At 55.5% G+C, this 17601-nt stretch carries 9 protein-coding genes and 3 pseudogenes; 2 read left to right on the top strand and 10 right to left on the bottom strand.

The window, feature by feature from the left end; translation table 11 throughout:
• Positions 1-81: 81 nt before the first annotated feature.
• Positions 82-1572, bottom strand: a complete 1491-nt coding sequence (locus tag AC0TOF_RS17540) for an amidohydrolase family protein (RefSeq protein ID WP_473769183.1) — start codon at positions 1570-1572, stop codon at positions 82-84.
• A gap of 81 nt (positions 1573-1653) precedes the next feature.
• Entirely contained in the window at positions 1654-3234 is a 1581-nt protein-coding gene (locus AC0TOF_RS17535) for an ABC transporter substrate-binding protein (RefSeq protein WP_122002619.1), read from the bottom strand.
• 178 nt (positions 3235-3412) lie between these two features.
• Here AC0TOF_RS17535 and AC0TOF_RS17530 point away from each other — a divergent pair, with 178 nt between their 5' ends.
• Positions 3413-4891: an amidohydrolase family protein gene (locus AC0TOF_RS17530; RefSeq protein ID WP_473769182.1), complete on the top strand. Its 1479-nt coding sequence runs from the start codon at positions 3413-3415 to the stop codon at positions 4889-4891.
• Positions 4892-5149: 258 nt separating this feature from the next.
• Here AC0TOF_RS17530 and AC0TOF_RS17525 read toward each other — a convergent pair whose 3' ends face one another.
• The 6 genes and pseudogenes from AC0TOF_RS17525 to AC0TOF_RS17500 all read right to left on the bottom strand — a co-directional run bounded on the left by AC0TOF_RS17525 (position 5150) and on the right by AC0TOF_RS17500 (position 14306).
• On the bottom strand, positions 5150-6340 hold the full coding sequence (locus AC0TOF_RS17525; protein WP_473769181.1) for a beta-barrel domain-containing protein: 1191 nt from the start codon (positions 6338-6340) through the stop codon (positions 5150-5152).
• Between the two features lie 82 nt (positions 6341-6422).
• A complete protein-coding gene (locus AC0TOF_RS17520; RefSeq protein WP_473769180.1) occupies positions 6423-8591 on the bottom strand; it encodes a type I secretion system permease/ATPase in 2169 nt (722 codons plus the stop codon).
• 35 nt (positions 8592-8626) lie between these two features.
• On the bottom strand, positions 8627-9850 hold the full coding sequence (locus AC0TOF_RS17515; RefSeq protein ID WP_122002642.1) for a TolC family outer membrane protein: 1224 nt from the start codon (positions 9848-9850) through the stop codon (positions 8627-8629).
• Between the two features lie 332 nt (positions 9851-10182).
• A complete protein-coding gene (locus tag AC0TOF_RS17510; RefSeq protein ID WP_473769472.1) occupies positions 10183-12783 on the bottom strand; it encodes a BapA/Bap/LapF family large adhesin in 2601 nt (866 codons plus the stop codon).
• A gap of 30 nt (positions 12784-12813) precedes the next feature.
• Positions 12814-13101: pseudogene (locus tag AC0TOF_RS17505) on the bottom strand (BapA/Bap/LapF family prefix-like domain-containing protein); the annotation flags it as partial.
• A 278-nt stretch (positions 13102-13379) separates the two neighbouring features.
• On the bottom strand, positions 13380-14306 hold the full coding sequence (locus AC0TOF_RS17500; protein ID WP_473769179.1) for a helix-turn-helix domain-containing protein: 927 nt from the start codon (positions 14304-14306) through the stop codon (positions 13380-13382).
• Positions 14307-14785: 479 nt separating this feature from the next.
• On the opposite strand from AC0TOF_RS17500, the pseudogene AC0TOF_RS17495 reads away from it, so the two are divergent.
• A pseudogene (locus AC0TOF_RS17495) lies at positions 14786-15051 on the top strand (integrase core domain-containing protein); the annotation flags it as partial.
• Positions 15052-15144: 93 nt separating this feature from the next.
• Here the strand turns inward: AC0TOF_RS17495 and AC0TOF_RS17490 are convergent.
• Both AC0TOF_RS17490 and AC0TOF_RS17485 read right to left on the bottom strand, forming a co-directional pair.
• On the bottom strand, positions 15145-16239 hold the full coding sequence (locus AC0TOF_RS17490) for a serine hydrolase domain-containing protein (protein ID WP_473769178.1): 1095 nt from the start codon (positions 16237-16239) through the stop codon (positions 15145-15147).
• A gap of 58 nt (positions 16240-16297) precedes the next feature.
• Positions 16298-17550: pseudogene (locus AC0TOF_RS17485) on the bottom strand (NAD(P)/FAD-dependent oxidoreductase).
• Between the last annotated feature and the right edge of the window lie 51 nt (positions 17551-17601).

Below are 17601 nucleotides of genomic sequence, written 5' to 3'. Positions count from 1 at the left end.
AGTTGTCAACTCAATTGTTGACAATATTATTATATTTGCGCGTCCGGCATGTCGACAAACGGAGCCGTGGAGAACGTCGGTTTATTCCGACTTCCATACCGGATAGCTTGGCGAAAATATCTCTTCGACCGGCGGGTGTTGCCAGCTCCTGTCGGCATATTTGGCGATCAGTCCTTCATATTGCCGCTGCGCCCGCTCCCGCGCAGCCGCCATGTCGATTCCGGCAACCTTGCCATCCAGCATGGACAAGCGCCCATCGACAAAAACCGCCTTTGTGACCTTGCCGGAACCGCCAACCACCAGCGTCGTGATGGGATCGACACTCGGCGTCATGTAAAGATCATTGAGGCGGAAGACGGCAATATCCGCCTTTGCGCCCGCGGAAAGCCTTCCGATGTCCTGACGTCCGAGCGCTTTGGCGCCGCCCAGCGTGGCCGCATCGAACAGGTCTTTCGAGAAAACCGCGTCTGACGCTTTTTCGCCGATACGACAGGCGATCAATCCCACGAGCATATTCATCAACATATCGGGCGGCGCCGTGTCGGTGGCCATACCGATATTGATGCCGAGTTTGCGACAGGAAGCAAAGGATTGCAGGATGCTGCCCATCCTCGCCGAAACCAGCGGTGAATGCGCAATGGAAACACCATGCTGCGCATAAAGCTGCAAGTCCTGCGCCGAGGCATAGGTTCCGTGCGGCGCATAGAGCCTTTCGCTCATCAGCCCGTTATCCGCCAGCCATTGCGGCCCGGAAACACCATGCAGCTTGTGCATCGTATCCAGCTCCAGCTTGCCCTGCGCCATATGAATCCGAACCCGGCAGTCGAGATCGCGCGCGGCCGCCATGGTGCGTTGCAACAAGGGCAATGTGCAGGTTTCGATACGGTCGGGCGCGAGCAGCCCGTTGACCAATCCGCCATGACGACCGTGATTGCGCCCGATAAAATCGATGGCGTCAGCGAGACCCTGAAGTCCGCGCTCTTCATCGAACATCGGCTCGATGCGCCCCGGTTCCTCCAATATCATGCCGCCGGAGCGATAGGCTGGGCTAAGAAAAACACGCAGGCCAAGGTCGCCTGCCGCGTCTGCTGCCGCCTCGAACTCCGCCACCGTTTCCGCCCATTCTCGATAATAGAGCGATGCGATGGGAGCGGCTGACGTAATGCCGTTCAACAACAGGAGACCGAAGCCGAAGCGCTTCTGGAATGCCAGTTCCTCTTTCGAATACATTTCATAAGGCCCCCGCTCCACATAGGAACGCGGCCAGATGCGCCCTTTCGCCCAGCCCGGCTGATTGTCATGAACCAGCAGATACGTGTCGAGATCCGACAATGCATCGAGGTCGATCAAACCGGGGCTGACCAGTGCCGTGCCAAAATCGATGCGTCGCGCCACCTCGCCTTCGAAATGCGGCCCGGCATAAAGCACCTGATTGCCTTCGATGACGATCTCGCCGTTGGGAATGAGCCAATGCCCTTCGTCGCGCCACGCAAGAACCCATTCCGCTGTCAACAGGGTCCGCCCCTGTGGCCGCTCACCCAAAACGAGTTCATGTGCCAGTTCAGGCTTCATCGCATATCTCCGCGTTGCATATCAAAAGAGCGTTTCACCGGAATGAAACGCCCCATTTGTTAACCTACTGAAAATATGAGATTATTCCGCCATCATCGTATGCCAGTGGCGCGGCTTGTTGTCGGCGCGGAAGTCCACGCTTTGGACCTTATCAAGCATGCCCCATGCAATAGGCTGCTGGTGGAGCGGAATCAGGATCGCGTTGTCCTTGGCGATCTTCAATGCCTGTTCTTCCAGCGCAAGACGCTTGGTGGTATCGGCTTCCTGCGCAGCCTTCTTCACCAGCTCATCGAGTTCTGGATAGGACCACCCGCCATAGTTGGAAACCCCGGTCGAGCCGCTGCGCGTGGAGAGAACCTGCGAAAGTAGCGAATAGGCATCGAGCGTCGGTTCGTTGGCCCAGCTCAGGTTGAACATATCGGCTTTGCCATTGGTCCGCTTCGGCTGCTGCACTGCACGCGGGCCCATATCGATGGTCGGCGCGAAACCGGCACGCTTCAGCATGTTCGCAATGCCCGAGCAGATATCTTCCTCGTTGATGCTCTCGTCATTCATGCACAGATAGTTGAAGGCCAGCCCCTTTTGTCCGGCTTCTTCAAGCAGCTTCTGGGCTTGCTTGGGATCGGCTGGCTGATAGGTGTCGAGCGACTTGGCATAACCAGCGATTTCCGGTGCTATGAGAGAACCGGAAGGCCGGGCCAGACCGCGCATGATCTTCTTGTTGATGAGATCGCGGTCGAGGCTCGCTTCCACAGCCTGACGAACGCGAACATCCAGGAAAGGGTTCGGGCGCCCATCCTCAAGCTTTTCCTTGCCGTTGAAACCAATGAAGACCGTGCGCAATTCGGTACGCTTGCTCACCTTGATGCCCGGTGAGGATTCCAGCCTTGGAAGATCCTGAATAGGAGCGGAATCGACCAGATCTATTTCGTTTGAAAGCAATGCGGCAACGCGGGTTGCAGCAGAGGAGATTGGAACATACTCGATACGGTCGAGATTATGTTTCTTCTCATCCCACCACTGGTCGTTGACCAGCAGAACCGTCTTTGAATCCGGGACGCGGCTATCGAGCTTGAACGGGCCGGTGCCGTTGGTGTTGTGGGTGGCATAGTTTTCGGTTTTGGAGGCAATATCGGTCGGCTTTTCGGCATTGTTATCCTTGAGCCATTTTGCATTGAACATGAAGATATTGGTCATATCGTTCAGGAACAATGCGGTTGGCGCCGAAACCTCGATATCGACTGTGAAGTCATCGACTTTCTTGACACCGACATAGAGCGGAATGTTGCCGCGCAGGGGCGAGGTCGGGTCCGACACACGGTTCATCGAGGCGACCACATCGTCAGCGGTGAAGTCCGCTCCGTTGTGGAACTTCACGCCTTTGCGCAAGGTGAAGCGCCAGTACTTGTTGTCGATGAGCTTCCATTCGGTGGCTAGCGCCGGCTCAATCTCGAAATTGGGGCCGTAGCGGATCAATCCCTCGTAAATATGGTTCAGAAAAGCGAGATTGGACGTCGAAGGAACCGAATCCGGATCAAGGGAGTAGATGTCCGCGCGGCTGCCCCACCGCAATGTCGCAGCACCTGCCGATGAGACCGCGAGTGGAGCGGCAATAGCCGCTGCGGTCAATGCCGATATGAGAAATCTGTTAAGACGCGTCATGCTTTTTTCCCCTCGCGGATGATGAGCCCTACCGGCCTTTTTGGGTCCGATTTTTGGTTAGTATCGTAATCGCTTATGTTATTGTCAACGATATTGTTGGCAATTATGATTCAAAACATCGACAGTTCAATGTTGAACATGCGCGAACCGCGCAATTCAAAACAATAAGGGAATGGAAATGGGTGGACTTCTTTTACTGCACGGCACAATCGTCACCGTCGATGAAGGCCGACGGATTATCGAGGATGGCGGTCTGGCGATAGAAAACGACAGGATCGTTGATATCGGTACCGCAGAAGAACTCCACGCCCGACATGCCGGAAAAAAAGTAATCGACTGCACCGGAAAACTGATCATCCCCGGGCTGATTGACGCCCACGGGCATGCGGGTCATGCCTTGATCCGCAGCATTGGTGCCGACACCAATTCGCTGTGGATGCGGATCGTCACGCCAACCTACTATCACTATGTCACGCGAGACTACTGGTACGCGGATGGTCTCGTTTCCGGCCTCGAAAGGCTCTGCGCTGGCGTAACGACGTCTGCCAGCATCATCACCTCCATGCCGCGCAGCGACGATCCGGCCTTCGCAATCAATCATGCCCGCGCCTATTCGGAACTCGGCTTGCGGGAGATCATCTGCGTGGGCCCTGCCGGCCTGCCATGGCCGCAATCGGTTACACGCTGGGAAAGCGGCAAGCCGGAGCGGCACAGCGTTTCCTTCGAGGAGATGATTGAGGGTGCAGAGGCCGTTATCGAAAGCCTGAACGGAACTGCCAACGGACGCATCAAGGTGTTTCTGACTCCATTCACCATCGTCCCCTCGGTTGAGCCGTCGAATGCCTCGACGCCGGACTTCGCCGTAAACCTGACCAAGGACGACCGGATGCAGGCGCGGCGCATCCGCGAAACAGCCCGCAAATGGGGCGTGCGCATTCATTCCGATGCCTTCGCCGGACAGATCCGCATGGCCGCGCAGGACAAGGAAAATGCCCTGCTCGGGCCTGACGTTCATCTCCAGCATTGCTGGGGCATTTCGCATGAGGAAATAGATATCCTCGCTGAAACAGGCACGCATGTCACTCATGCCCCTCCCGGTCGGTCTACGCCGATCATGCAGATGATGGCGCGCGGCGTACCGGTCGCCATTACTTCGGACGGCGCCGCTCCCAGCCGCCATTTCGACATGCTGCAGATCGCACGCATTGCCCAGTCGACGCAGCATATCCTGCACAATCACGACCGCTATCTCCTGCCACCGGGCAAGGTCTTCGAAATGATCACCATCGACGCGGCGCGCGCGATTGGCATGGATCACGAGATTGGCTCTCTCGAAAAGGGCAAGAAAGCCGATATCGCCATCATCGATATGCGCAAGCCCCATCTGACACCCAACTGGATGCCGGTTCACCGTCTGATCCATCAGGCACTGGGGAGCGATGTGGATACCGTTATCGTGGACGGGAAAATTCTCATGGAGGACGGCAAGGTGCTGACCGCCCATATGCATGAAGCGCTGGCTTTCGGCGAAGCAGAGGCGCGTGCACTGGTGGCGAGAGCGGGCTTGCAAAACCATATGCATGATCCCGCTTGGGGCCAACTGCAACGAACCTTTCGCGAGCCTGTAAACCTGCCCTCATCGCCTGAGGTCGGGTAATAGCTGACATACTTCAGCGCGCCGCTGGCGCATTTCCAGCAAAAGTGTGAAACGGTTTTGCGTTGGAAAATGCGACAAAACAAATAGTTGGAGCGGCGCCACTTCTTTCCGAGAAAGGGTTCTGTCGCTTACTTATCTGCGTAATTATGCTACGAGTTCGGCAAAGGCCTGGAAAGACGAGCGGTTGTCACTGGCGAACTGGTTCTTGCGGACCATGGGAGCTGATTCGATCATCCGGATAGGGAAACTCCAGGCCAACTATCTTTCCCGCAGCGCTTCCCGCGCCCTGTTGAACGGCTTGATAAGGTAATCCATAACGGTCTTGCTACCCGTATGTATATCGACAGTGGCGACCATGCCGGGCACGATTGGAAAGCGCTCGCCGCTTTTATTGAAAAGCGCGTCCGTTTCGGTTTTTATGAAAACACGATAATAGAACTCTTCCGGTTTAACTTCGTCCTGAATTGTGTCCGGTGAAATACTGACAACTTTCCCTTTCAAGCTACCATATATAGCATAATCATAGGCCGTTACCTTGACCGTTGCTGGCTGGTCAGGATGAATATAGGCAATGTCGCGCGGTGAGATGCGAGCCTCGATAAGAAGCTGTTCATCGAGCGGGACAATGATCATCAACTTGCCGTTGGGAGGAACGACGCCGCCTATTGTCGAGACTTCGATGTTCTTCACGATGCCACGGACAGGAGACCGCAGTGTCAGTCGCGCGAGCGCGTCTGCACGGCCCCGGATCACAGAAGAGAGCGATTCAACATCCGCGTTGGCTTTTGCAAGTTCCTCGCGCGCCTTGACGATATAGTCGGATTGGATCTCCGTTTCCTTGAGTTGAAGCTCGACAAGCTGCCGCTTCAGCCGGATGACTTCCACATTGCTGGCAGCCCCCATCTTGGTCAGCGACTGGCTGATCGCGAGTTCGTCCTGCGCAAGCTTTTTAGACTCCGCAAGCCAATCGAGCGACTCCTTGAGGCTGCGTTTGCGCGCTTCATATAACCGGGTCTCGGATGCCTTGAGCGAGGGAAATGCATCCAGTTCGTCAGGAAACTCCAGTTCGCTCCCATTGACTTCCGCCGTCAGACGAGCCGAACTGGCCAGCGCGGCGCGGTATTTGGCGGAACTTTCCTGAACCGTCGCTTCAGTGACTGTCGGATCGAGCTGAGCCAGTATCTTGCCCGGTTCGACGACATCGTCCTGGCGAACATAAAGCTTTGCAAGAACACCGCCTTCCAGCGATTGGATCACTTGCTCTTGCGATGTCGGAACTACCTTGCCGGTGCCGGTAGACACCTCATCAAGCATCGCCAGATAAGCCCAGACCAGCAGAACCGAGAAGAACAAGAATACAAGCCGGACAAAACGCTTCGAACGTTTCAGCCGTGCCCCGTCGGCACTTCCATTCACCCAGTCGCCGAAATCTTCGCCAAGGGCCGCCATGTTCCTTTCCTCCGGCTAGCGCATCCCCCAGAAGTTTCCGGAACAAGATGCACGTGAAAACAAAAGACAGAGCTTCGATAATCTATGCTTTTTTGGGGGCCTCGACCTTGCTTACGCCAAGCAGGGTTTGCAGCCCGCGTTCTTTCGCATCATCGAGTGCGATCTGTCCGTTCTCGACGACGATAAGCCGTTCGACCAGTTCAAGCACCCGCGTGCGATGTGTCGCGATGACCACCGTGCGCCCCGCGCTCCACTGTGCGAATTGCTGGATGAAATGGCGCTCGGTTGCCTCATCCATTGTGGATGTCGGCTCATCAAGCAGCACAACCGAAGGGTCGCGGATCAGCAGACGCGCCAGCAATATCGCCTGCTTCTGACCGCCCGAAAGACCGCTTCCGCCTTCCTGAACAAGATGTTCCAGCCCTTGCGGCAGTTTGCGGATGAAGCCGTCAGCTCCGACCATGGCAAGAACACGCTGAATCTCATCGTCGGAAGCGTCTGGCGCGCCCATCGTGATATTGTCGCGCAGCGTACCGAAGAACAGGCGCGAATTCTGTGTCAGAAGACCGACATCGCGTCGTACGTCCGCCGGGTCAATTTGCGGCAAGGAAAGCTCGTCCAGCAGAACCTCCCCGTCACTTGCATCCAGAAGCCCCGACAAGGCGAGCAGGAGTGTGGACTTGCCTGCCCCATTTCGCCCGAGAAGCGCGATCCGTTCCCCGTGTTCGACCTTGAGATCGCGCACCAGCAGCGCGGGAGGCGAGCTTTCATCGCCATAGCGGAAGAGCGCATTCTTCAGAAGATACGAGCCCTTGATATGCGGGCAGTGAATCCGGGTTTCGCTGTCGGGATGGTCGACCGGCATCTGCATAAGTCGGTCGAGGCCCTGTTTCGCGATCCTCGCGTGCTGCAAACGCCCGGCAATTTGGGTAAACTGCGCCATCGGCGCCAGCATGCGCGAGCCAAGGATGGACGCGCCCACAAGCGCGCCGGTGGTTATGTCGCCGCTGATGACCATTGGCGCACCGATAAAAACCGTGAGCGCATAAACGCCGGTTTGCACATTCTGGGTCCAAACGCTCAATCCGTTTGTGACCGAGCGAAGCCTGATCTGCGCCTCGCCCGTAACTGCATTAAAATGGTTCCACTGCTGCTGGAAGCGATCCTCCGCCTGCAGGCTTTTAATGTCCTCTATGCCCTGCACGGTTTCCACCAGCATGGCGTTTCGCAAGGATGACTCGCGCATGGCCTCATTGGCGTGCTGGCGCAGGCGCCGTTGCAGAAAGACACCGGGCAAGATCAGGGCTGCGATCGCGGCCAGCGGGATAAAGACCAACGGCCCCGCCAGCCACCAGAACAGCACCAGAAACAGAAGGAAAAACGGCAGATCGGCAATCGCAGCAACGGTCGTTGAGGTCAACAATTCACGCACCTGTTCAATATCGCGCAACTGCGCGATGAAAGAACCCGTGGAGGTTGGGCGGGCACGGTTTCGCACCCGCAGCGCGTGACCGAAAACGACATCTGACATTTGCAGGTCGGTGCGCTTCCCAAGCATATCGATGATGCCCATCCGCGCGCGACGCATCATGAAATCGAAGCAGATCGCCAGCACGACACCGCTGAACAGCACATATAGCGTATTGAACGACTGCGCCGGGATCACCCGGTCATAGACCTGCATCGAGAAAATGATGCCCGTCAGCCCAAGTACATTGGCGATCAGCGAAGCGACCAGCACATGGCTGTAGGACCCAAGATCATGAAAGATGATCCGCCTTAGCCAATTTTCCTCGAAAGGCTTGATATAAGCATCGACGCGCGCATCAGGAACGGTCCGCGCCGGACGAGCCAGCAACACATGACGGGTTTGCGCCGCAAGCTCATCGAGGGGAAATGCATGTTCCAGCCCCTGTTCGTCGCTCAGCCAGACACCAGCCTCCCGGTCCTTTGAAATCTTGTGAACGACGGCCAATTGCCCGTCCGTCAATTCAAGAATGAAAGGCACATGCCAGTTTGAAAGACTGATGCTTTGTGGATCGACCAGCTTGATGCCAAGCCCCATGCGCCGGGCCATCGCGTGAAGCTTCATCTGGTCGGTGGCTTTGGGGTCTACGGAAGCGGCGGCGAGTTTTACCCCATGAACAGAAAGCGGAAGTCGGTAATATTGTGCAACGAGCCGCAAGGCTTCCAGCCAGCGTTCCTGACGAAACTCTGGCTTCTGCGCGTGTTCTGCTGGTTCAAAGGTCAAGACTGCCCCCATTTCGGGAGGGATTTCGCCATGTTTCATAGGTTGACCACGCCTCCTCGCACCATCGCCGGATTGATGCCGAACTCGCGACGTATCTTACCGGAATTATAAAGGCAGCTTACGTTGAGCCGTCGCAGGTCATGGACCGTATTGGCTATTTGGAATCGCGATTCATGCAATTCCTGCTCCGCATTGAGCAGATCCAGAAGTGTTCGGGTTCCCAGTTCCAGATATTGTTCGCGATAGAGATCGCGCGTTTTGACCATCATGTCGGCGCGCGATTCCAGTGTTCCCATCAATCGGCCCAATGTACCAATCTGGCTTCTAGCCTCCATGAGATTGCGCTCAATATCGTAGCGAGCGGTACTGATGGCCGCTTCTGCCGACTGGAGCGCATAGGCGGCGGCTCTCTTGCGCGCAGCCGTCTGGCCGCCGTTGTAAAGGTTCGACGAAACATTCAAACCTACGGAATATTCCGGCTGACGGTCATTGCTTCTTGTATCGTCCCGCGATGCGTTGAGATCGTATCCGGTCATCGCCTCAAGGGATACGGTCGGGAGAGCCTCAGCGCGGCTGGCTGCCAGTTGCGCCTCAGCCTCCTCCTTCTCTGCCTTGGCCTGCAGCATTGCAGGCACTTCTTCCCAGTCCGGGGTTGCCGCTTCACAGGCTTTGCCAAGCCATCCGGGTTCACCGGAAACGGGGTTCGGAGAACCGCCACCAATCAAAGCGCCGAGAGCTACCTGCCAGCGGCTCAGTTCGGATTGATATTGCAACTGCGTAGCCAGCGCGGACTCGACGCGCGCATCGGCTTGCACCTTGTCGGACATGGTGCTCGCCCCCTTGTCCGTACGTTGATTGACAAGACCGGCAATGACTTTAACTCCTGCCACCTGTTCCTGCGCCAGCGCCGAAAGCCTTTTGTAGCGCTGCACCTCGACAACAGCGTTCGCAGTATCACGCGATAGATCATCGATAGCGAGAAGGAGGCGAGCATTGCTAATACCCTTAACGGCCCGTTCAATCTCGACCGAACTGGAAACCTTGCCGAAATCGTAAAGCATCTGTGATGCCGAAACATTGAAATTCGGCCGCCAGCCCTCCCGATTGCTACTCTGATAACCGGAAGCAACACCCGCATTGAGCTTGGGATAATAACCTGCCTGTGCAGCCCGAATGCGTTCTTCGGCCTGATAAATCCGGCCTGTCGCCTCGTCCACTGCGGGATGCCATCCGATGGCACGCCGAACGGCGGTTTCCATCGTCAGGGACCCGTTGGAGGCTTGCATCCGGGACGCATCATTTCGAGCCGGACTGCCCCCGCCAACAGCAGGACCTGGGGGAACGGAACGCGCTGTTGACAGGGGCTGGGGAGCCTCGATTTTCTTCATTGGCCGTGCAGAAAGCTTGTTTTCCGGGGCTGGGTCAATTGCAGTGGTCTGACATGCAGCCAGAAGGCATGAACTGAGCAATATGATCGGTGAATGATTTAAGACCCGGTTTTTGCGCATCTAATATCCGTTATGACCGGCCGAAGCCTGAAAATTATCGGATGAACCCCTGCCGCCGACCAGCCGGCGGCAGGGTGGATCGATCAAACCATATGTGCGGAGTGGAGCGGGTCCTCCTGCGTCAGCGGATCGGGCGTCAGATAAGCCAACGGATCGGTGACCGCGCTGCTATCGTCGACCGTTATCAAATCGGCACCGGTGCTGCTGACCGCCGTATCGGCAGAGCTGCCCCCGCCCGCTTCGCTATCGCTGGAAGGCAGAACGATTTCGCCGCCACCGTCATCGAGGAGAAGAGCTTCCGACAGATTTTGCTGCGCCGGTTCGGGCGAGCTATCGGAAGCATCCGATCCGGCGAGGCCGTCAAGCGCCACGACATCGCCAGATGTATCCGCCGAGAAACTCTCTGCCGATACTGGCTCAGCCGACGCGGTTGTGAAGGCTACGGCCGCACCGTCATGAAGCTGGACAACCAGTTCCGCCGTGGTTTCATAACCGCCGGGGAGTACGATTTTGTATGTGAAGGTGTCCGTCGCTTCTCGGTCGGCATAAGCCAGCGTGTCCAGCGGCTCATACTTGTATGTGCCGTTGCTATAGACAGTCAGGTCGCCGTGCAGTCCATGAATGACCGTTCCCGTGGTGGTCGCGTCGACAAAAGTGCCGCCGCTTGAAACCTCGAGCCTCGATCCTTCCGGCACGACACCATCATTGGCGACCAAGCTGCCGCTGATCGACGGATCGCCGGAGATCACGTGCTGATCCAGATGGGTAACGTTCACGTCTGTGGTAATCGACACGATGGATGCCGCGCCGCTAAGCGTTGTATGAACCCGATAAGTCCCGGCATCGAGACCCAAGCTTCCGAGATCAATGGTCGCGACAGTTCCCAAAACACCGGCCAGAATAGGGAACGCAACCTGGCTGTTTGGAACGTCCTGCCATACGCCACCAACGAATTCCTGAAGTGTAACCGTCCCGTTCGAGAGCACCGCCAAAGTGGCCGCGACGGTCACAGTACCGCTTACCGCCATGTTGGCATCGATGACGAATTGGTTACTGTTGGCCTGCGTGCTGCCAAGCACGAGTGGGCCAGTCAAAGACTGCGACTGGTCGAAGTACGCGGTATCCGTCGGGTTGACCCACGTAATGTCGATTTCCGCCGCATCATTGGTAGCAGCAACGCTATAGGTCGCATCCGCAGCGGGATCGGTCTCGCTCCACACCAAGCCCTGCCCCTCGCTGTCGATACGAACATAAAGGTTCGCCTGAGTATCCGTGTTCGCTACCGGATCATGGAGCGTATAGACGAAATGATCCACCTTGCCGATTGCGGTACCGTCCGCATTCGGCGTGTAGGTGTAGCTGCCATCCTGATGGATGACGAGTTGTCCGTACTGCCCGGTGATCGTGGTGCCAGCGGGTCCTGCTGCCACCGGATAATCAGTGCCATTGAAATTCACGCTAGTCACGATATGTCCGGCAGCGGCAGCGCCGCCATCATTATCGAGCACATTGCCGCTGGCTTCGCCGGTTACGATGCTCGTATTGATATAGTCGTGATCCAGGCCGCTTACGGTCATGGTGGTCAGAACCGACAGTCCCACACCATTGTAGACCATGAAGGCGCGATATTGGCCCGCATCCATGTCGGGGATCACAACGCCATTCGCGCCCCCATCGAGAAGACCGATATTGAGGATAGACCCGCCTGTGGCGGAGCCATCGATATTGGTCCACTTTCCCGTCAAGGCATCCCATTTCTGGACAACAACCTGATAGTCGCCCAGCACCCCGACATCGGCCAGACCGCCGAAAGCGAAGGTCAGGTCCTGGGTATGTCCGTCCGCGATCGTGAACCCGACGGAGGGAACACCGAGGACCGTCGCCTGGAGATCGATAAGGCCCAGACCGATACCAATGCCCAACAGATAGGTCGTAGATCCATTACCGACTGCCGTTTCTGTCGGCACGACGTCCACACTTGCAGTGGCTAGATCATCAGCCGCCCCCGGCGTTGTGGTGTTCGGCGTCCAGCCGCCCGAACCGCTTCCCGGATTGCCTGCCGGATCGGTCACGGCAACCGACACAGTGCCAGCCGGTTGAGCCAAGACAGCCGTCGCCGTCCAGTTGCCGGTCGTGCCGTCAGCCACGATCTCAGACGTGGTGCCGTCCGGCCAGGTCACCACAACCGTCGAACCCGGTTCCGTCGTGCCCGAAGCCGTCGGGATATTGTCGCCTTCCGGATCGGTGATGGCGACCGTAGTCGTCGGTGGGGTTGTGTCGACATTTACAGGTCCGAGTGAAGTCGCAGGACCAACATTCCCTGCAGAGTCTATCTGGCGAACCAGAATATCCCCAGCACCATAGGCGCCAGACTGAAGTTCAAAGCTGGCGCCGTTCCCGTCATGCCAGGTCTTGCCCCCATCTATGCTATACTGCCAAGTTGCGCCTTCCTCGAGATTACTTACAACGACCGTCCCATCGCCAGTAATACCGTCATTTGGAACGCCGGTATCATTTTGCAGGGCTGCGGCGGGCGCTGCCGGGGGATCCCTATCAACACCTGCGCCATTGTCATTGTCGTCGTCGCTATCAGAACCCGAGGCCGCAGCAATAATCCCACCAACCGCGCCAAGGCCAAGCAGTCCGAGGAGAACAGGACTTACACCGCCCGTTGCGCCACCCATCAATTGGTCAACCGACTGAATTTCCGTAAAGTTGAAATCTGCTAATCCGTCACCGTGTTGACCAACCCACAGTTTCCCGTCCTCGTCTTGCAGGACCAAGTCATTATCATCGCCATTCGGATAATGAGCGTAAAAATGAACAATTCGGATTGTCTCGCCGTTGTGAAGTCGAATGACGAGATCGTCGCCGACCTTCTGGTAATCAGCAATTGCGCGGGGGCTTAATGACAGCCTAACAACACTTGGAGACGAAAGAACAATGCTATTACCCGCGACTGTACTCGACGAACCGGTCGCTTTGTTCGTGACAACAACCATAATGAGCCCCTCCTCGGCAATACGACCGGCAAAGAGAGAAAAATCGCAGTCACAAAGAGAGAGAATCATTTTAACTGATGAGTCTAACGATATGATGAGACTATTTTTACTTTGAGTAAAAAACTCATCAATTTTTCAGTTGGCGCTTATGTCACCCTCTCTTCTAGATTTGACTGCAAATCCATTTATTCATTGCCAGACCTGTCTGACAAAGAAGTATAGATGTCTAAATTAATTTCTATGCAGATATCGACACGTTTGCACAAAATTGACATTGCTCACGAACTATGACGTTGACCCGGCAATCGATTTCGCGCCTTCCTTCTGAAAGAAGCCGGGCTGGTCCCAATAATGCGGCTAAAAAATCGGGAGAGGTGCACCTGATCGGAAAAACCGCATTCCTGGGCGATCTCCACAATGGGTAGATCGGTTTCCTCGAGCAAAGCCCGCGCGCGTTCTATCCTGCGCATTATAATATATTGATGCAGCGTCACATTCGTTGATCGCTTGAACAATCGAGCAAACTGTGCCGGGCCTAGTCCCGCCATTGCCGACAACTGATTTACAGTGATACGATGGCCGATATTTTTATCTATAAAATCAATCACATCACGCAGGATGTTTGCTGGCAGACTGCCCTCTCCACCATATTCTTCCTCGCGGCTATTTGAATATTTGGCGATCAATCGTGCGGTTAGCACTCTGGTCAAATATTCAAGTTCTATTCGCGCGAACGTCCCTCCCCTTTCTACTATCTCCTTAATCGATAGAATCGTCTGGGTCAGAAACTGGTCTGAAATAGAGAATCTGGAGCCTAGATTAAAAAGACCTTCACTCGCCGCCAAAAACTCTTGTTCTATGTTTTTAAAAAGACGGTCGGAAACATATATTTGAATAATTTCCGCATTGGATTCAATCTCGGCATCAAAAGTTGTGTTGGGCGGTATTACAAAAATTGACCCTGGCGCCAAGGAAATTTGAGAAAGAGTGTTTCTAATTGAAAATCTACCTCTGACGTATCCTCTGGTAGCCATTCCCACCAGTAGAGACGGCACCGCCGAAAATCTTGCCTTGAAGGGCCAAATTCTGGAAGTATAAACATATGTATTAGGCGAGCCCAACGCCGCACTGGTTTTAATCACCTCAATTCCATCTAGATCCTCCACCTTGTGTGTAGCCACCATACTGAAATTTAAGCTACTCATTTCCCCTCCAGCCTCGAGAACAGGTAAGTTAGACTGAATGTCATCTGAAATGATGTTATTTTGTGTATTTTACTATGATAGCAAAACCTCTCCCTCTCGAAATAGAGCGCGGTAAGCCGGAGACCAGAACATCTCCCTAAAAAATGGAAGTCTACAATACGAACCGAGCATGGAAAAGACATGTCAAAATGGCCTGCTCCCGGTTTTTCGGTCACCGGGTTGGGCTAAGTGTTTGGCCCCAGCATGTGATGGTTGGGCTTTTATTTGAATAACCAGGATGCTCTTTGGCTGAGATGCTGGATTATCTCAAAAGAAGCGTATTGCTTTGAGTTGCATGGTATAGTTGTAAGCCAGAAATTAAATGACAATCAAATGAATAGAAATGGTAAGGATATATAGTGATGCATGAGGAAGATCATTATTGCTAACTTTTTGTTTTCATTACCATCAACGGTGATCAGGCTTACCAATATTCGAGCCGCAGAAATCTATATTGCTCCCTTGACTACCGGGCGAATCTGAAGGCGAACGGCATCGCGATTTCCATGTCTGAAAAGGGAAATTGCTACGATAACGCAAGGGTTGAAACATTCTTCAAGAGGTTGAAATCAGAGCTGATCTGGAGGACGGTATTCCAGACAAGGCACGATGCAGAAATAGCTATTGCCCTATATATCGACGGCTTCTACAATCCATCCGCCATCATTCTTCACTCGATTATCTGAGCCCGGCTCAGTTCGAGCGAATGACCGACTCAATGCAAATGTCTCTCCGCTTTTCCGAAGCGAATCCACATTCGTGTTCCTGGCCATCTCTGAACGCTCCATTGCCCACGTCATCAGGGGTTGCTGCTAGGCCGAACGGCCAGGGCTGGCTCGATCAACCCGGCGACTTCGCGTACGAAGATGCCGGGATCGCTATGCTCGGAGGCGAGATTGGTCAGCACAACGACCGTCAACCCGTCATCCACATAGCGCGAGAAGGAGGTTGTAAAGCCCTGCCACGCGCCGTCGTGCTCAATCACGCGATGCCCATTGACAAAATGGATTTCCCAGCCGAAGCCATATCCTCCTCTCGGACATTGTCCCTGATGGGGGTAAGGCGTCCACATCTTCTCCAGCGATTCCGCTGTCAGCAGGGTTTCGCCGTAAAGCGCCCGGTCCCAATGTTCGATGTCGCGGATAGTAAAATACATCGTGCCGTCTGCGGTCGCGTTGAAGGTTGGCGAGACCCATTGCTGGTTCTGGAGTTTGCCGTCAACGATTTCATAGCCGGACGACCGGTTGAAAACGATGTCGGTGTCCGAAACGATGCGTGTCGATTTCATGCCCAACGGCGCGAAAATATTCTGGTTGAGAAATTCGCCGTAGGGCATCCCGGTAACGCGGTGAATAAGGACACCGAGCAGGACGAAATTCGTATTTTCGTATGCCCAGCCATCGCCCGCCTGAAAATCGATGGGCAGCCGCGTGATCGCCGCCACCAGCTCATTTTCGGAATAATCGCGACGGATATCGAACGGACCGCCCGGTTTCTGCAATTCGGGCGTGTCATAGGATGAAAGCCCCGAAGTGTGCGACAGCAGATTGGCAATCTTGATTGGTTTCCAGTTCTCCGGCGCTTCCGGAAAATACTGCGCGATGCTGTCATCCAGCCCGATTTTTCCTTGCTCCACCAGCATCATGATAGCAGTAGCAGTAAAGGACTTGCCAACAGAACCCGATTGCAGAACGCTGTCCGCCGTCATCGGCACATTCAGCTCGACATTTGCCAGACCATAACCCTTTGCCAGAACGATGGAGCCGTTCCTGTAAATCCCGAGCGCCAACCCCGGAATGCGCTGGCGCTTCATCTCTGCGGCTACATATCGATCGATGGTCTGGACTTTTTCAGCATCAAGGTGCGACAGGTCACTGGTGGAAATGGATGCCATGATTACTCCTGAAACGAATGTCAACAACATTGGAACCCTCGCCTCGAATGGTCGGCGCCTATGAAAACCGGGATATAGCATAGGGGGCCGGATCGGTGAACGGCGCTTCCCCCGTCATCAATTCGGCCAGCAGCCGACCCGTGACAGGCCCCAAGGTCAGGCCGTGATGATTATGGCCGAAGCCGAACCACAAGCCCTTGTGCTTCCGATGACAGGGCGCATATCGGCAAGGCAGGGCCGCGCACCCATCCATGGCACGGGTTCGATGCGCTTATTGAGCGGAAAGGCGCGCCGTGCAAGCGGCTCCACGAGGTCCAACTGACTATAATTTGGACGGCTGTCGCGAGGCGCGAATTCGATTCCCGTTAAAAGCCGGACGCCCTGACGCATGGGAGACAACACAAAGCCGCCATCGGCATCGACAATGGGACGATTTAGGATAGCTTCGCCTTGCGCTGAAAAATGCACGTGATAACCACGCTTGACCGCGAACGGCATGCTGTATCCCAATTTCGCAGCCAGATCGATCGACCAAGGACCGAGCGTGATCACCGCCTCCCCGGCATGGAATTCTTCTCTCTCGTTTTTCAGACGCCACACCTCGCCATCCCGCTCCAGTTTCGATACATCCGCCTGACAAAAGCGGCCGCCCTGTTGCAGAAACGAGGCCGCATAGCTTTTCACGAGTGCTCCGGGATCGCGCACGGTGGCAGGGTCCAACCAATGAATACCACCGACCAGTTCTGAAGAAAGGTGTGGTTCCCGTTTCCGCAACGCGGCGCCATCAAGCAATTCATAGCGCAGCCCATAGGGAACCAGCACCTCGGTAGATGTTCTGGCCTTTTCAAATGCGGCTTCGTTGCGAAATGCCTCGATCCAGCCCGTCTTGCGCAATTCCAGCGATACGCCCGCTTCCTGCGCCAGCAGTTCATGCTCTGAGACCGAACGGCGAATGAGTGGCCACATGTCGGTCGTGGCCCTCGCCAATTGCTTGGGCGAGGATTCCCGCCAGAAGCGCCAGAGCCACGGCGCAATACGCGGCAGATATGACCAATCGAAACGCACGTCTGCCGAGCGGTTCAATCCGTAACGCAGGAAGGTCCCGAACTCGCGCGGCACCCCATAGGGCACCACGCTCGATCTTTCGATCAGCCCTGCATTGCCGTAGCTGGTCTCTTCTCCTGGTTCCCTGCGATCGACAAGCACGACGGACCTTCCGCGCTTTTGAAGATGAAGCGCGACGCAAACGCCGACTATACCCGCCCCAAGCACCAGAACATCCGCCCGTGTCGCCGCAGCAGCGCCTGTCATGATTATATTCTCCACTTTCAAAGACTGCGGAAATCCCCGGCTGAATCAGTG

The organism is Ochrobactrum sp. PL_is501 (genome assembly GCF_055816895.1).
Note: the sequence above shows the minus strand (reverse complement) of the source record. Positions and strands in the feature narration are given on the sequence as shown.

Excerpts from the sequence above, each read along its gene's own strand:
- AC0TOF_RS17540 (WP_473769183.1), bottom strand. The coding sequence starts at position 1,572 with ATGAAGCCTGAACTGGCACATGAACTCGTTTTGGGTGAGCGGCCACAG.
- AC0TOF_RS17535 (WP_122002619.1), bottom strand. The coding sequence starts at position 3,234 with ATGACGCGTCTTAACAGATTTCTCATATCGGCATTGACCGCAGCGGCT.
- AC0TOF_RS17530 (WP_473769182.1), top strand. The coding sequence starts at position 3,413 with ATGGGTGGACTTCTTTTACTGCACGGCACAATCGTCACCGTCGATGAA.
- AC0TOF_RS17525 (WP_473769181.1), bottom strand. The coding sequence starts at position 6,340 with ATGGCGGCCCTTGGCGAAGATTTCGGCGACTGGGTGAATGGAAGTGCC.
- AC0TOF_RS17515 (WP_122002642.1), bottom strand. The coding sequence starts at position 9,850 with ATGGAAACCGCCGTTCGGCGTGCCATCGGATGGCATCCCGCAGTGGAC.
- AC0TOF_RS17510 (WP_473769472.1), bottom strand. The coding sequence starts at position 12,783 with ATGGGTGGCGCAACGGGCGGTGTAAGTCCTGTTCTCCTCGGACTGCTT.
- AC0TOF_RS17500 (WP_473769179.1), bottom strand. The coding sequence starts at position 14,306 with ATGAGTAGCTTAAATTTCAGTATGGTGGCTACACACAAGGTGGAGGAT.
- AC0TOF_RS17490 (WP_473769178.1), bottom strand. The coding sequence starts at position 16,239 with ATGGCATCCATTTCCACCAGTGACCTGTCGCACCTTGATGCTGAAAAA.